This is a genomic window from Pseudomonas sp. SJZ080 (assembly GCF_007828295.1).
Classification (GTDB): Bacteria; Pseudomonadota; Gammaproteobacteria; order Pseudomonadales; family Pseudomonadaceae; genus Aquipseudomonas; species Aquipseudomonas migulae_A.
The window spans coordinates 111999-128259 of sequence record NZ_VIUK01000021.1 but is presented as its reverse complement, the minus strand read 5'-3'; the positions used below and the strand labels follow the sequence as shown (position 1 = coordinate 128259).

13 protein-coding genes and 1 pseudogene are annotated in these 16261 nt (G+C 57.7%); 9 read left to right on the top strand and 5 right to left on the bottom strand.

What is annotated here, in order from left to right; genetic code table 11:
• Positions 1–226 precede the first annotated feature (226 nt).
• Positions 227–1657 (top strand): annotated as a pseudogene (locus FBY04_RS24185) (Na+/H+ antiporter); the annotation flags it as partial.
• Between the two features lie 26 nt (positions 1658–1683).
• Here the strand turns inward: FBY04_RS24185 and FBY04_RS24180 are convergent.
• The 5 genes from FBY04_RS24180 to map form a co-directional block, all read right to left on the bottom strand.
• On the bottom strand, positions 1684–2457 hold the full coding sequence (locus FBY04_RS24180) for a hypothetical protein (RefSeq protein ID WP_256667145.1): 774 nt from the start codon (positions 2455–2457) through the stop codon (positions 1684–1686).
• A gap of 143 nt (positions 2458–2600) precedes the next feature.
• Positions 2601–3350, bottom strand: coding sequence for a M12 family metallopeptidase (locus tag FBY04_RS24175; RefSeq protein ID WP_178118322.1), 750 nt, complete (start codon positions 3348–3350; stop codon positions 2601–2603).
• Positions 3351–3524: 174 nt separating this feature from the next.
• On the bottom strand, positions 3525–4724 hold the full coding sequence (gene dapC / locus FBY04_RS24170) for a succinyldiaminopimelate transaminase (RefSeq protein ID WP_145317385.1): 1200 nt from the start codon (positions 4722–4724) through the stop codon (positions 3525–3527).
• A 154-nt stretch (positions 4725–4878) separates the two neighbouring features.
• Complete coding sequence (locus tag FBY04_RS24165; protein ID WP_145317382.1) at positions 4879–7581, bottom strand: [protein-PII] uridylyltransferase; 2703 nt, start codon at positions 7579–7581, stop codon at positions 4879–4881.
• Positions 7582–7626: 45 nt separating this feature from the next.
• On the bottom strand, positions 7627–8409 hold the full coding sequence (gene map, locus FBY04_RS24160; protein ID WP_084322271.1) for a type I methionyl aminopeptidase: 783 nt from the start codon (positions 8407–8409) through the stop codon (positions 7627–7629).
• A gap of 373 nt (positions 8410–8782) precedes the next feature.
• Here map and rpsB point away from each other — a divergent pair, with 373 nt between their 5' ends.
• From rpsB to rseP, 8 genes are all read left to right on the top strand, one after another.
• Entirely contained in the window at positions 8783–9520 is a 738-nt protein-coding gene (gene rpsB / locus FBY04_RS24155; protein WP_007907989.1) for a 30S ribosomal protein S2, read from the top strand.
• A 193-nt stretch (positions 9521–9713) separates the two neighbouring features.
• Positions 9714–10577, top strand: coding sequence for a translation elongation factor Ts (gene tsf / locus FBY04_RS24150; protein ID WP_145317379.1), 864 nt, complete (start codon positions 9714–9716; stop codon positions 10575–10577).
• 209 nt (positions 10578–10786) lie between these two features.
• Positions 10787–11530, top strand: a complete 744-nt coding sequence (gene pyrH / locus FBY04_RS24145) for a UMP kinase (protein WP_003189161.1) — start codon at positions 10787–10789, stop codon at positions 11528–11530.
• Positions 11527–12084 (top strand): ribosome recycling factor, encoded by a 558-nt coding sequence (gene frr / locus FBY04_RS24140; protein WP_084322273.1) that lies wholly within the window; start codon positions 11527–11529, stop codon positions 12082–12084. Before pyrH ends, frr begins: the two co-directional genes overlap by 4 nt.
• Positions 12085–12097: 13 nt before the next feature.
• A complete protein-coding gene (gene uppS / locus FBY04_RS24135) occupies positions 12098–12853 on the top strand; it encodes a polyprenyl diphosphate synthase (RefSeq protein WP_084322274.1) in 756 nt (251 codons plus the stop codon).
• Complete coding sequence (locus tag FBY04_RS24130; RefSeq protein WP_145317376.1) at positions 12853–13659, top strand: phosphatidate cytidylyltransferase; 807 nt, start codon at positions 12853–12855, stop codon at positions 13657–13659. The genes uppS and FBY04_RS24130 overlap by 1 nt, the downstream gene beginning before the upstream one ends.
• Positions 13656–14846 carry a 1-deoxy-D-xylulose-5-phosphate reductoisomerase gene (gene ispC / locus FBY04_RS24125; RefSeq protein WP_145317373.1) on the top strand — a complete coding sequence of 397 codons (1191 nt, stop codon included), beginning with the start codon at positions 13656–13658 and terminating at the stop codon, positions 14844–14846. Before FBY04_RS24130 ends, ispC begins: the two co-directional genes overlap by 4 nt.
• Positions 14847–14899: 53 nt before the next feature.
• Positions 14900–16252: a sigma E protease regulator RseP gene (rseP, locus tag FBY04_RS24120; RefSeq protein WP_145317370.1), complete on the top strand. Its 1353-nt coding sequence runs from the start codon at positions 14900–14902 to the stop codon at positions 16250–16252.
• Positions 16253–16261: the final 9 nt, after the last annotated feature.

Sequence of the window (16261 nt, the reverse complement as noted above, 5' to 3'; positions counted from 1 at the left end):
GACGTCACAGTTTCAACAATCAGCTGTCACCGGTAGAGTTTGAAAAGCGTTACGCAGCGAGCCTGGAGAGTGTCTAGAAAACCCGGGGCGATTCAAGATGTCGAATTTTGAACACTTCCAGTGCTGATGGCTTACGCAATGCGAGGTACTCGGTCGGCTGTAAATGGAGGTGTCCATTATGACCTATGGACACGGGTGGAATTCAAGATGTGTATGACTTGGGTGCGGCTGGCGCATGCCCAAGCGCGAATTCTGGCGACTGCGCGGGCCGATCCTGACCCTGGCGGTCGGTTTGGTGCTGTTTACCGTCGTCGGTGCGGGTTACTTCATCCATTGGTTGTTGCCGAGCATTCCGCTACCGGTGGCTTTTGCCTTGGCGGCAGTGTTGTCGCCGACGGATGCCGTGGCCGTCTCGGCGATTTCTCAAAACCGCCTGCCGACCCCGCTGATGCATATGCTGCAGGGCGAAGCGCTGATGAATGACGCGTCGGGCCTGGTGACCTTCAAGTTCGCCCTGGCAGCGGCGGTGACCGGGGTGTTCTCGCTGGCCAACGCCAGCCTGACGTTTGTGTTGGTGGCGGTTGGTGGCCTGGCTGTCGGTGTGGCGCTGAGCTGGCTGGTCGGGCGTTTGCGCTCATGGATGATCGCCCGGGGCTGGGATGATCCGGCGACGCACGTTGTCTTCATGTTGTTGCTGCCGTTTGCGGCGTACGTGCTGGCCGAACGGCTGGGCGCATCGGGCATTTTGTCGGCGGTCGCGGCGGGGATGATGCAGAGCTGGCTCGATCTGCTGCCGCGCCAGACCAGCACTCGACTGCTCAATCGCAGCGTCTGGTCGTTGCTGGAGTTCGCGTTCAACGGATTGATCTTCCTCCTGCTGGGTTTGCAATTGCCGGACATTATCAAAGCCGTGGTCAGCCACGAAACCTCGTTGTGGCCGACACTGCTCTATCGCGGCCTCGACGTGGTGGCGATTTTCCTGGTGCTGGTGGTGTTGCGGTTTGTCTGGGTGCAGAGCATCTGGCGGTTGTCGGGGCTGCTGCGTCGTTGGCGCGGCAAGGGTGAAATGGTCAACGTGCCGACTGCGCGATCCTGCTGGTTACTGACGGTGGGTGGCGTGCGCGGAGCGGTGACGCTGGCGGGCGTGTTGTCTGTGCCGATGTTGATGGCGGGTGATGCGTTTCCTGAACGAGATCTGCTGATCTTCATTGCCGCCGGGGTCATTCTGCTGTCGCTGGTTGCGGCCTGTATCGCGCTGCCACTGTTGTTGCGTGGCATTGAAAAGAGCCCGGACGACAAACGTCGCAGTGAGGTGCGCGATGCCTGGCGAAAAACCGCCGAAGCGGCCATTCATGCGCTCGAAACCGAAGAGGTCACCCCTCATGACGCAGCCCAGGCTGCGCTGGCCATTGAGCTGAAGGCTCGGATCATGTCCGAGTATCGGCACCAACTGGAGGTGTTCAACGACTCGGCGGAGGCCCAGGCCCTGGCATTCCAGATGGACTTGCTGGAGCGGCGCTTGCGTTTGAAGGCGCTGCGGGCGCAACGCCTGGAGTTATACAAGCTCAGCCGTCATCACCAGATTGGTGATGACGTATTGCGAGAAGTATTAGGTGAACTGGATTTGAGTGAAGCGAATCTGGGGGCCGTCAAATAACGCGTGTTGATGGCCTGGCGACCGAATCATTCGCTTTGCGCTTCAGGGTAAGGGTAGACCTGCGTCATAAAGGCCTTGTCCTTCTCGCTGAGGACAAAGTTAAGGTCGACCTTGAAGTCGCCATCGGTCCATTCCTGCCGGACGGCATAATGCATGATCGACAGCGGGTCGTAGGGCGAGTTTTTTACTTCGTTGGCATCAAGCAGATTGAAGTAAAGGTCGTCCACTTTTTTGCGGGTGAGACTGTCTTGGTAACTGTCTTCGTCAGCATTTTCAGGTAACCAATGCGCGACGTAGACGGCTGGCTTGTTCCAGGGGATGTTTGCCGCAGGGTTCAGTTGCTCATGTTGGGCACCTAATGCATGACCAAATTCATGCATGGCATTGGCAAGAAAGAACTTTAATAAATAGCGGTAATCCGTCGCCAGGATCATCGTTGGCAGGCTCTGATCTGTCTGTGTCAAAGCGGCGGTGCCAAGGAAAGACCAATAAATGCCCTGTTCACACTTGATACGAATATCGCCCTCCGTTCCTTCGACAAAATCCAGGTTCAGATTGATATGTGGTTGCCAGTTACTGGCAGCAGTCTTGACGGCATTCTTGAATGCTTCATCGCCATTCAAAAATGCAATTCGCAGGGTTCGGCCAGGTGCCCAGAAGTGGGTATGTTTACCTGCGGCGCGCTTTTGGCGGCCAGGCGTAGAAACTACACGGTTTGCAGGGTTTTCGGCGATGGCAACCTCATAAGAGGCTTTAGGGTCCATCGGAGTTTCCAAGTGATAAGTTGACATGATGTCCATATATAAATATCCATTTTTATAGAGGGCCCAGGATGGGTTTATTGCATTTTTTTGTGTTTTATATGCGCCTTGTCAGGGAGCGGGTGCATCAATAAGGAATAAAGTTTCGACGGTGAAAAGTAGTACCGTCACTGCAGCAGTGCTTAATCCTTGGGATAGGCTTTGCGCATCATGATGATGTCCCCGTTGCTGATTGCCCACGATTCCGATTGACCCCAGTTTCCGAATGTCCATTCCCGAGGGATCTCATAGTGCATGACTGAGTCGCCGTCATAAGGTTCGTAAGCATGTTGGTGGCTTCGGGGCAGGGGCAAGATATTCGTGTCGACATCAGCTTTGTTCCAACCGTACTTTTTGGCACAGTGTTTATAAGTATTCTGCACGTTCCATGGTATCTCCGAGTCTGGGTGCTGGTGGGCGTGCATCGCTCCCAAGGCATGCCCGAACTCATGTAGAACGACATATCTAAAGCGTTGGCTCCCCGACTTCCAATTGAGAAACATACTGGGGGCACGCCTTTCTGCATCAGTGCCTCCTATGTCGTCGATCAATGCGTCAGTGCCAATTTCAGAACTGTTTACTCCATTTGGAGGATTAATGTGGATCCGGATGTCGCCTGTATCACCTGTTACAAAATCAAATTTCAGATTGACGTAAGGGAGCCATTCACTGGCGGCGGCTTTTACCTCTTCGATAACCTCGTCGCTGGCGTCATACATTGCGATTTTTAGAGTTCTTCCTGTAGCCCAATATTTTGTATGAGCGCCGATGTTTCTTTTTGGGCGATTTGATTGGATTTTTAGAGCGTTAAGAGGGCGTTCGTTGATGGCGGCTATATAGGAGGCTGCGTCGTTTTTGGGTTGCGGTATTTGACAGGGTTTAAATGAATTCATGCTTGTTACTTCCATGTAACGAGTAGTTGTTTAGTTGGGGGTTATAAAATTTGATATACAGGTTTTGATGGCGTGACTCAGGTTAATGTTCGAGTGGATATTTGTATATGGCAGGGTTGTAACCAAGTTAGCTAGATCCGCACTGCATTGCACAGTGCGGATTTACTCGAGTTGTTATTTGCGGGAGGAAATGAAGTTGCGAATACGCTCTGCCGCTTCAACACATTCCGCCAATGGTGCAACCAATGCCATGCGCACGCGACCGGCCCCTGGATTGTCGCCGTTTACCTCACGGGACAAATAGGAACCCGGCACCACAGTCACGTGTTCTTCCACAAACAGGTCGCGGCAGAACGCTTCATCATCGCCATTAACGTTCGGCCACAAGTAGAAGCCGCCGTCCGGGCGTTGCACGTCCATCACCGGGCTGAGGATTTCCAGCACCGCATCATACTTTTCGCGATACAGCGCACGGTTGGCCCGCACATGCACTTCGTCATTCCACGCGGCGATGCTCGCCAGTTGGGTCTGAACCGGCATCGCGCAGCCGTGATAAGTGCGGTACAGCAAGAAGCCTTTGAGAATGTCGGCATCACCGGCCACGAAACCCGAACGCAGGCCTGGCAGGTTGGAGCGCTTCGACAGGCTGTGGAACACCACGCAGCGCTTGAAGTCCTTGCGGCCCAGTTCCACGCAGGCGCTAAGCAGGCCGGCTGGCGGGGTTTGTTCGTCGAAGTACAGTTCGCTGTAGCACTCGTCCGCTGCAATCACGAAGTCGTGTTCGTCGGCGAGGGCGATCAGCTTTTTCAGGGTTTCAACCGGGATCAAGGCGCCAGTCGGATTGCCTGGCGAGCACAGGAACAGGATCTGGCAGCGTTTCCAAATGTCCGGGGAGACGGCATCGAAGTCCGGGTTGAAGCCGTTCTCGTCCAGGCATGGCAGGTAATGCGGCTTGGCGCCGGCGAGGAACGCGGCACCTTCATAGATTTGATAGAACGGGTTCGGGCTGACCACCAGCGCGTCATCGCCACGATTGACCACGGTCTGGGTGAAGGCGAACAGCGCCTCGCGAGTGCCGTTGACCGGCAGCACGTTGCGCGCCGGGTCGAGCCAGCCGCTCGGAACGTTGAAGCGGCGTTCGCACCACGCGGCGATGGCTTCACGCAGCGCCGGAATGCCGAGGGTGGTCGGGTAAACGGCCATCTGATCCAGATTGCTGGACAGGGCTTCGGCGACAAAGCTTGGCGAACGGTGCTTCGGTTCGCCGATGGACAGTGCGATAGGGCGTTTGTCCGGGTTGGGCGTGACGCTGCCGAGCAGGGCGCGGAGCTTCTCGAACGGGTAGGGCTGGAGCTGGGACAAAGCGTTGTTCATCGGTCGATCTCGTTCAATGTGGAGGCCTGCACTCCGTAGGAGCCGGCTTGCTGGCGATAGCATCACTCCAGTGCATCTGACACACCGAGGTGATGCTATCGCCAGCAAGCCGGCTCCTACAAAGGGCTATCTCCGCAGGGGGAAATTTGTCGGGTCAGATACTGATTCGTGACAGTTTGATATCGGGTTCCTGGTTGACGCTCAACTGTTCAACGATCGCATCCTGCAAGCGGCTGCACAGCAACGGGTCGGACAATGGCTGGTTGTTCGCGTCGGTGATGAAGAACACGTCTTCCACGCGCTCGCCGAGGGTGGCGATCTTGGCGTTCTGCAGCGACAGATCGAACTCCAGGAAAATCGTACCGATCCGCGCCAGCAAGCCTGGCCGGTCCGGGGCACTGAGCTCCAGCACCGTCACCGGCCGCTGGGCGTCGTTGTGGATCGTCACCTGTGGCGCAAACGCGAAATGCTTGAGCTGGCGCGGCACCCGACGCTGGATGATCGTCGGGTAATCGTCCGGGTTGCGCAGGGCTTCGGTCAGGCCTTCGCGGATCTGTTTGACCCGTGCCGGGTTATCGCCGATCGAATCGCCGTCAGTGTCGAGCACGATATAGGTGTCGAGGGTGAACTGACTGCTGGACGTGATGACCCGGGCGTCGTGAATGTTCAGGTTCAGCTGATCCATCGCCGCCACGGTCACGGCGAAGAAGTCGTGCTGGTCCGGCGCATAAATGAAGATTTGCGTACCGCCCTCGAACTCGCGCTGGGTGGTTTCCTTGATCAGCACCAACGGCCCGCCGTCCGCCGGCTGCTGCAGGATGGCGTCGGTATGCCAGGCCACGTCGCCGGCGGTGTGACGCAGGAAATAATCATCACCCAATTGCGACCACAACTGTTCGACGTCGTCCGGATCGTTGCCGCCGCGCACCAGAATATCGAGGGCGGCGCTCTGGGTCTGGCGGATCTGCATTTCACGATCCACCGGGTTCTCCAGGCCGCGACGCAACGCTCGCTTGGTCTCGGTATAGAGCTGGCGCAACAGGCTGGCGCGCCAGGAGTTCCACAGCGTCGGGTTGGTGGCGTTGATGTCGGCGACGGTCAGCACGTACAGGTAATCGAGGCGGGTTTCGTCACCGATGATTTGCGCGAAGTCGTGGATCACGTGCGGGTCGGACAAGTCCTTGCGCTGGGCGGTGGTCGACATCACCAGGTGGTTCTGCACCAGCCAGACGATCAGGCGGCTGTCCCACACCGGCAATTGGTGGCGCTGGCAAAAAGCCTCGGCGTCCACTGCGCCGATTTCCGAGTGATCGCCGTGCCGACCTTTGCCGATGTCGTGATACAGACCGGCGAGGTAGATCAGTTCAGGCTTGGGCAGCTTGCCCATGAGCTTGCTGGCCAGCGGGAATTTTTCCGACACTTGCGTGTACTGCAACTTACGCAGGTGCTTGATCAGGTTCAGCGTGTGCGCGTCGACCGTATAGATGTGAAACAGGTCGTGCTGCATCTGCCCGACTATGAAACCGAACTCCGGCAGATAACGCCCGAGAATGCCGTAACGGTTCATCCGACGCAGGTTGCGGTGGATGCCGATCTTGCACTTGAACAGCTCGATGAACAGGCTGGTGTTGCGGATGTCATTGCGGAAATCGTCATCGATCAGATGCCGGTTTTCCCGCAGCAGGCGAATGGTATCGGCGCGCACACCCTTGATTTCCGGCTGCTGGGCCATCAGCACGAAGATCTCGAGCATGGCGAACGGCGTGCGGCGGAATACATTGTCGTTGCGCGCCTCGATGTAACCGTCGTGCAACTGGAACCGAGAATTGATCGGCTGTGGCGGCGCCTCATCTTCCGGCGCGAGGATGACTTCCTCGAAGTGCTGGATGATCAGGTCGCTGAGCTGGGCGATGCTCATGACCACCCGGTAGTACTGCTGCATGAAGTTTTCGATGGCTTGCTTGGCGTCATCGCCCTTGAAACCCAGCAGGCCGGCAATCGAACGCTGGTGGTCGAACAGCAAGCGGTCTTCGGCGCGACCGGCGAGCATGTGCAGCGCGTAACGAACCTTCCACAGGAACTCCTGCGAGGAGGCCAGCAGGGCGTTTTCGCTCTCGACCAGGAAACCTTCGCCTGCCAATGCCCGAAGGTTCAAGGTGCCGTACTCGCGCCGGGCCACCCACAGAATCGTCTGAATATCCCGTAGTCCGCCGGGCGAGCCTTTGACGTTGGGTTCCAGGTTGTATTCGGTGTCGTTGTATTTGTGGTGACGGGCCTTCTGCTCGGCGCGTTTGGCCAGGAAGAAGTCCTTGCTCGGCCACATGTGTGCGGTGCTGGTGACGTCGAGCATGCGCTGGCGCAAACGTTCGGGGCCGCAGATGGTGCGACTTTCCATCAGGTTGGTGACAACCGTCAGGTCGGCGCGGGCTTCAACGGCGCATTCGTCCACCGAGCGCACGCTCTGGCCGACTTCCAGGCCGATGTCCCACAACAGCGTCAGAAAACGCTCGATGGAATCACGGAAAACTTCATGGTCGGCGCTGTCCAGCAGGATCAGCAGATCGATGTCGGAAAAAGGATGCAACTCGCCGCGACCGTAGCCGCCGACCGCGATCAGCGCGATGTCGGCGTCTTCGCTCCAGTTGAACTGCTCCCAGGCCTTTTGCAGGATGTTATCGACAAACCAGGCGCGATCCTCGATCAGCCGGCGAATGTCCCGGCCGCTGCGAAAGCGTCCGTCAAGGACCTCGCGGGCCTGGCGGATCGCCTTTTTGAAAGCCGCGATCGGGCTGGCCTTCAGGGCCAGTTCAGCCTGGAACTGGCCACGGTCGAAGAGTTCGGGATCCACCTGCGGCATCGATTGGCTTTCCTTTCTATAAGGCTGGGTTCAGCTCGGACCGGATCAGGCCGAAACGCGCGGGATGGTGTCATCGCTGCGCAAGGTGAAGATCTCGTAACCGGTTTCGGTCACTGCCAGCGTGTGCTCCCACTGTGCCGACAACTTGCGGTCCTTGGTGATCGCGGTCCAGCCGTCGCCCAGTACTTTGGTGTCGGCCTTGCCCTGGTTGATCATCGGCTCGATGGTGAAGGTCATGCCGGCTTTCAGTTCCATGCCGGTGCCGGCGCGGCCGTAGTGCAGGATCTGCGGCTCTTCGTGGAACACCTTGCCGATGCCGTGGCCGCAGAACTCGCGAACCACCGAGAAACCGTTCTTTTCGGCGTGCTTCTGGATCACTTCACCGATGTCGCCCAGGCGGCAGCCGGGTTTGACGATTTCGATGGCCTTGTACATGCATTCCTGGGTCACTTGCGACAGGCGCTCCGCCCAGACCGGCACGGTGCCGACGTGGAACATGCGGCTGGTGTCGCCGTGGAAGCCGTCCTTGATCACGGTGACGTCGATGTTCAGCGTGTCGCCATCCTTCAATGGCTTCTCGTTCGGAATGCCGTGGCAGACCACGTGGTTGATCGAGGTGCAGATCGACTTCGGATAGCCTTTGTAGTTGAGCGGGGCAGGGATGGCATGCTGCACGTTGACGATGTAGTCGTGGCAGATACGGTCCAGCTCTTCGGTGGTGACGCCCGGCTTGACGTGTTCAGCAATCATTTCCAGCACATCGGCGGCCAGTTTGCCGGCGACACGCATTTTTGCGATGTCCTCCGGGGTTTTGAGGGTGACGGTCATACAGGCTCTCTCTGCGCTCAATGGCGCTTGCTAACACGGAATGGGCAGTGTGCGATCGATGTTCGCCGCCCTGAAAAACGCGATTCTAACAGACGATCAGCGCAAATCTGAGCCTCTGTGCATCGCTTCTCTCTATAGATAGGCGCATTCTTGAGCGATTCCAAGGGTGTAGATGAAGGCTCGCATCAGGAATTGAGAATCCGGGTTCCGTTTTTTGGAGTCTTGTGATATAAAATGCGCCGCTTTCCGGGGATACCCCGAAAGGCTTAAATCCACACACGTGTCGACACGATGACCTGGGTGCCTTCAGCTGATGCTGCTGGTTGGTCATTGGGATACGTGGAGGCCAAACCCGACTTATTAAGGAACTATCATGTCCCAAGTCAACATGCGCGATATGCTGAAGGCCGGTGTGCACTTCGGTCACCAGACCCGTTACTGGAACCCGAAAATGGGTAAGTACATTTTCGGCGCGCGTAACAAGATCCACATCATCAACCTTGAAAAAACCCTGCCAATGTTCAACGAAGCTCTGACTTTCGTAGAGCGTCTGGCCCAGGGCAAAAACAAGATTCTGTTCGTCGGCACCAAGCGTTCCGCTGGCAAGATCGTTGCTGAAGAAGCAGCACGTTGCGGTTCGCCGTACGTCGATCACCGCTGGTTGGGCGGCATGCTGACCAACTTCAAAACCATCCGTGCTTCCATCAAGCGTCTGCGTGACCTTGAAGTGCAAGCCGAAGACGGTACTTTCGCCAAGCTGACCAAGAAAGAAGCGCTGATGCGCACTCGCGATCTTGAGAAGCTCGATCGTTCCCTGGGTGGTATCAAGGACATGGGCGGTCTGCCAGACGCACTGTTCGTTATCGACGTTGATCACGAGCGCATCGCGATCACCGAAGCCAACAAGCTGGGCATCCCGGTTATCGGCGTAGTCGATACCAACAGCAGCCCGGAAGGCGTTGACTACATCATCCCAGGCAACGATGACGCAATCCGCGCTATCCAGCTGTACATGGGTTCGATGGCTGACGCTGTAATCCGCGGTCGCAACCACGTTGCTGGTGGCACCGAGCAGTTCGTTGAAGAAGCTCCGGCAGCTGCAGCTGAGTAATTGACGCCTTGGCGTTGACTCAGTAAGCAAAAAGGGGGCTTGGCCCCCTTTTTGCCACCTCGAAAACCATTTGTCCGGTGGCGCATTTACAGCATTTGTAACTTGCAGCTGCTAACAAGGGTGGTTCGGGAAGAATTGAACGCCCGTTCGATCGGGTGGAATGGTTGAAAACCTATCCAAGAGGAATTTTGAAATGGCAGAGATTACTGCAGCGTTGGTCAAAGAACTGCGCGAGCGTACTGGCGAAGGCATGATGGACTGCAAAAAAGCCTTGACCAAGGCTGGCGGCGACATCGAAAAAGCCATTGATGACATGCGTGCTTCGGGCGCCATCAAGGCTGCCAAGAAAGCAGGCAACGTGGCTGCTGAAGGCGCTATCGCTCTGAAAGAAGACGGTAAATCCGCCGTTCTGCTGGAAGTGAACTCGCAGACCGACTTCCTGGCTCTGCAGGACGACTTCAAGGCATTTGTTGCTGAAAGCGTTGAAAAAGCGTTCGCTGACAAACTGACTGACGTCGCTCCGCTGATCGAAGCTCAAGAAGCTGCTCGCCTGGTACTGGTCGGCAAGGTTGGCGAAAACGTCAACATCCGTCGCCTGGCTCGCGTTGAAGGTGATGTTGTTGGTGGTTACCTGCACGGCAACAAGATCGGTGTTGCGGTTGTTCTGAAGGGCGGCAACGTTGAGCTGGCCAAAGACATCGCTATGCACGTAGCGGCCAGCAACCCTGAGTTCCTGCTGCCATCGGAAGTTTCCGCTGAAGCAATCGAGCGCGAAAAAGCCGTGTTCCTGCAGCTGAACGAAGAAAAAATCAAAGGCAAGCCAGAAAACATTGTTGAGAACATGGTCAAAGGCCGTATCAGCAAGTTCCTGGCTGAAGCAAGCCTGGTTGAGCAGGCGTTCGTCAAGAACCCTGAAATCAAGGTCGGCGAACTGGCCAAGAAAGCCGGTGCTGAAATCGTTTCTTTCACCTACTTCAAAGTAGGCGAAGGCATCGAGAAGCCGGTCGACAACTTCGCTGAAGAAGTTGCTGCCCAGCTGGCTGCCGCCAAGCAATAAGACGGTTTTTTAACTGTCGCCCTGAAGAGGCTGCCCGCTTACGCGCGCAGCCTCTTTTCAGATGGGGCACCAATTTTTATTGGTTTCCCTTTGGAACTGGCTTACAAAGCCATGTTCCGATGGCGCTGAAGCAGCGCCAAGCTAGAGTGAACGCCAGCTGTAAACAGCTCGCAAAGAATTTTTAAAATACGCCGCAGGAGAGATTCGCAATGGCTCAGCAGGGCAGTGGTTATCAGGCTCGCTATAAACGCATTCTACTCAAGCTTAGCGGCGAGGCCCTGATGGGCTCGGAAGAGTTCGGGATCGATCCGAAAGTTCTGGATCGCATGGCGCTGGAAGTCGGCCAACTGGTTGGCATCGGTGTCCAGGTCGGTCTGGTGATCGGCGGCGGCAACCTGTTCCGCGGGGCAGCGCTGAGCGCGGCCGGCATGGATCGGGTCACAGGCGACCACATGGGCATGCTGGCCACTGTGATGAACGCCCTGGCCATGCGTGATGCGCTGGAACGTGCCAATATCTCGGCCATCGTGATGTCGGCCATTTCCATGGTTGGCGTGACCGATCACTATGATCGCCGCAAAGCCATGCGCCACCTGAACTCCAAGGAAGTCGTGATCTTTGCAGCCGGCACCGGCAATCCGTTCTTCACCACGGATTCGGCAGCTTGCTTGCGTGCGATCGAAATCGACGCTGACGTCGTGCTGAAAGCGACCAAGGTCGATGGTGTCTACACCGCAGATCCATTCAAGGACCCGCATGCCGAGAAGTTCGATCATCTGACCTACGATGAAGTGCTGGATCGCAAGCTGGGCGTGATGGATCTGACAGCCATTTGTCTGTGCCGCGACCACAAAATGCCGTTGCGCGTATTTAACATGAACAAGCCCGGCGCCCTGCTGAACATCGTGCATGGCGGCGCTGAAGGGACCCTGATCGAGGAAGGCCAACAATGATCAACGAAATCAAGAAAGACGCTCAAGAGCGCATGAAGAAATCGGTGGAATCGCTGCTGCACAACTTCGGCCGCATTCGTACCGGCCAGGCGCACCCAAGCATTCTGGAAGGCGTGATGGTGCCGTATTACGGTTCCGACACCCCGATCAAGCAAGTGGCGAACATCACCGTCAAAGACGCCCGTACCCTGCAAGTCGTTGCCTTTGAGCGCAACATGCTCGGTGCCGTCGACAAAGCCATCGGCAGCGCGGGTCTGAACCTCAATCCGACCAACCTGGGTGAGCTGCTGCTGATCTCCATGCCGGCCCTGACCGAAGAAACCCGCAAGGGCTTCACCAAGCAGGCTCGTGATGTTGCGGAAGATGCCCGTGTTGCCGTGCGCAACATCCGTCGTGACGCAAACAGCCAGCTCAAGGACCTGGTCAAGGAAAAGGAAATCAGTGAAGACGAAGAGCGTCGCGCCACTGGCGAAATTGATGATCTGACCAAAAAGTACGTGGCTGAAATCGACGCGAATTTGGCGCAGAAAGAAAAAGACCTGATGGCCGTGTAAGGGTCGCGTTTTCATGGAAAAGACCAAGCAGGTTGCGCCGTCCGCGGTGCCGCGCCATGTCGCGATCATCATGGATGGCAATAATCGCTGGGCGAAAAAACGCTTTATGCCGGGTGTCGCCGGGCATAAAGCGGGTGTGGATGCAGTTCGTGCGGTGATTGAGGTGTGTGCCGAGGCCAAGGTCGAGGTATTGACGCTGTTCGCCTTCTCCAGCGAGAACTGGCAGCGCCCGGCCGATGAGGTCAGTGCCTTGATGGACCTGTTCTTCAAGGCGTTGCGTCGCGAGGCCAAGCGCCTGAACGAAAACAACATCAGTCTGCGCATCATTGGCGACCGTTCGCGTTTTCATCCAGAGCTTCAGGCGGCCATGCGCGAGGCTGAAGCCATGACGGCGGGCGCCAATCGCTTCGTCCTGCAGATCGCGGCCAACTACGGCGGTCAGTGGGACATTGCGCAGGCCGCGCAGCGTCTGGCGCGAGAAGTCCAGGCCGGCCATCTGCGTCCGGAAGACATTACCCCGGAACTGTTGCAAACCTGCCTGGCCACCGGCGACCTGCCGTTGCCGGACCTGTGTATCCGCACCGGTGGTGAGCACCGCATCAGCAACTTTCTGCTGTGGCAACTGGCTTACGCCGAGTTGTACTTCTCCGACCTGTTCTGGCCGGACTTCAAACACGACGCCATGCGCACCGCGCTGGCCGATTTCGCTTCTCGTCAGCGTCGCTTCGGTAAAACGAGCGAGCAGGTCGAGGCTGGAGCCCGGGTTTAATGCTTAAACAACGAATCATCACTGCACTGATACTGCTGCCGATTGCCTTGGGCGGGTTTTTCCTGCTTGAAGGTTCCGGCTTTGCGCTGTTTATCGGGCTGGTCGTGACCCTCGGTGCCTGGGAATGGGCGCGCCTTGCGGGGTTTGCCGCTCAACCGATGCGCGTGGCCTACGCAGCAATGGTCGCGTTGATGTTGTTTGTCATGCACATCCTGCCGGGGCTTGCGCCCTGGGTTTTGGGCGCTTCGGTGCTGTGGTGGGGTGTGGCGACGTATCTGGTGCTGACGTATCCGCGTTCCAGCGAGCGTTGGTCCAGTGCGGCGACCAAATTGGTGATCGGTCTGTTGGTTCTGCTGCCGGCCTGGCAAGGTCTGGTGCAGATCAAACAATACCCATTGGGTAACTTGCTGATCATGGCGGTGATGGTGCTGGTCTGGGGGGCCGATATCGGTGCCTACTTCTCTGGTCGCGCGTTCGGCAAACGCAAACTGGCGCCGCAGGTCAGTCCCGGCAAAAGCTGGGAAGGCGTGTATGGCGGCCTGGCGCTGAGCCTGGTCATCACCGTCATTGTCGGCCTGGTTCGCGACTGGACGGTTGCCGAGCTTTTCAAAGGGTTGATCGGTGCGGCAATTGTCGTGTTCATCTCGGTGGTGGGCGATCTCACCGAAAGCATGTTCAAGCGCCAGTCCGGCATCAAGGACAGCAGTAATCTGCTGCCCGGTCATGGCGGCGTGCTGGATCGCATCGACAGTCTGACGGCTGCGATTCCTGTATTCGCTGTGCTGCTTTGGATGGTCGCACCGTGAGCCGCCCTCAACAGATTACCGTTCTGGGGGCGACCGGTTCGATCGGTCTGAGCACGCTCGACGTCATTGCCCGTCATCCCGAGCGGTATCAGGTTTTTGCCTTGAGCGGCTTCACGCGTCTGAGCGAGTTGCATGCGCTTTGTGTCCGTCATGCACCGAAGTTCGCCGTCGTGCCGGAGCAGAGCGCCGCCCGGGTCCTGCAGGACGATTTGCGTGCAGCCGGTCTGTCGACTCGCGTGCTGGTTGGGGAGGAGGGCCTGTGTCAGGTCGCCTCCGATCCGGAAGTCGATACGGTCATGGCGGCCATCGTCGGTGCGGCGGGCTTGCGTCCGACCCTGGCGGCCGTTGAAACCGGCAAAAAAATTCTCCTGGCCAACAAAGAAGCGCTGGTGATGTCCGGCGCGCTGTTCATGCAGGCCGTACGCAAAAGCGGTTCAGTGCTGCTGCCGATCGACAGCGAGCACAACGCGATTTTCCAGTGCATGCCGCAGGATTTTTCCCGTGGGCTCGGGGTCGTGGGCGTTCGTCGGATCTTGCTGACAGCCTCTGGCGGTCCGTTCCGGCAGACACCCTTGGCCGAGCTCGCCGATGTTTCGCCTGAGCAGGCCTGTGCGCACCCGACCTGGTCCATGGGGCGCAAGATCTCCGTGGACTCGGCGAGCATGATGAACAAGGGGCTCGAGCTGATCGAGGCCTGCTGGCTGTTCGATGCCAAGCCGTCCCAGGTAGAAGTGTTGATTCACCCGCAGAGTGTGATTCATTCGCTGGTCGACTACATCGACGGTTCAGTATTGGCTCAGCTGGGCAATCCTGACATGCGCACACCGATCGCCAACGCCCTGGCCTGGCCGGAGCGTATTGATTCGGGCGTTGCTCCGCTGGATCTGTTTGCCATCGCACGTCTGGATTTCCAGGCGCCCGATGAAGAGCGTTTCCCATGCCTGCGGCTGGCGCGTCAGGCTGCCGAGGCTGGCAATAGCGCACCAGCGATGCTAAATGCGGCAAATGAAGTGGCAGTCGCCGCGTTTCTCGACGGGCGGGTTCGTTATCTGGAAATCGCGAGTATCATCGAAGAAGTCTTGAATCTCGAGCCTGTTGTTGCGGTGGATGATCTCGAGGCTGTGTTCACGGCTGACGCGAAAGCGCGAGTCCTGGCCGGGCAATGGTTGAGTCGTCACGGGCGGTAAGTGCTGCCACACGTTGGCCCATGCAGCACTGGATAGGATTGCGGAGAAAGTAGATGAGCGCGCTCTATATGATTGTCGGCACCCTGGTAGCCCTGGGCGTGCTGGTCACCTTCCACGAATTCGGCCATTTCTGGGTCGCGCGTCGCTGTGGGGTCAAAGTGCTGCGCTTCTCCGTGGGCTTCGGCATGCCGTTGCTGCGCTGGCACGACAAGAAAGGCACTGAGTTCGTCGTCGCCGCGATCCCGCTGGGCGGCTACGTGAAGATGCTCGATGAGCGCGAAGGCGAAGTGCCAGCCGATCAGCTCGATCAATCCTTCAATCGCAAATCCGTCCGTCAGCGCATTGCAATTGTGTCGGCAGGCCCGATTGCCAACTTTTTACTGGCGATGATTTTTTTCTGGGTGCTCGCGATGCTCGGCAGCGAGCAGGTGCGGCCTGTTATCGGTGCCGTTGAGTCTGGCAGTATCGCCGCCAAGGCCGGTTTGAGCCCTGGTCAGGAAATTGTCGCCATCGATGGCGAGCCGACTTCGGGTTGGGGGGCCGTCAATCTGCAGCTGGTTCGCCGTCTTGGCGAGAGCGGTTCCCTTCAGGTGCTGGTCCGCGAGCAGGGTTCCACAGCGGATTCGCCTCGTGAGCTGGTCCTGAATAAATGGCTCAAGGGCGCCGACGAACCGGATCCGATTCGTTCGTTGGGTATTCGCCCTTGGCGTCCGGCATTGCCGCCGGTTTTGGCCGAGCTTGACCCGAAAGGCCCTGCACAGGCGGCTGGCCTGAAAACCGGTGACCGGTTGTTGGCATTGGATGGCAAGGCGCTCGATGACTGGCAGCAGGTGGTCGACACCGTTCGTACGCAACCGGATACCAAAATCATGCTGCGCGTCGAGCGTGATGGTGCTCAAATCGACGTCCCTGTGACGCTCGCTGCTCGCGGCGAGAAAAAGTCGCCCAGTGGTTATCTCGGTGCCGGGGTGAAAGCAATCGATTGGCCACCGGAGATGATTCGCGAGGTCAGTTACGGGCCTTTGGCAGCGATTGGCGAGGGGGCTCGACGCACCTGGACCATGAGCGTACTGACCCTCGATTCGCTCAAGAAAATGTTGTTCGGTGAGCTCTCGGTAAAAAACTTGAGTGGACCGATAACCATTGCTAAAGTGGCGGGCGCTTCTGCCCAGTCGGGCGTCGCTGATTTCCTGAATTTCCTTGCTTATCTGAGTATTAGCCTGGGGGTTCTGAATTTGTTGCCCATTCCTGTACTGGATGGGGGGCATTTGTTGTTTTATCTGATCGAGTGGGCGCGTGGTCGCCCCTTGTCGGATCGGGTGCAGGGTTGGGGGATACAGATCGGTATCAGTTTGGTGGTCGGGGTGATGTTGCTTGCTCTGGTCAATGATTTGGGCCGTCTGTAACACTCCGCT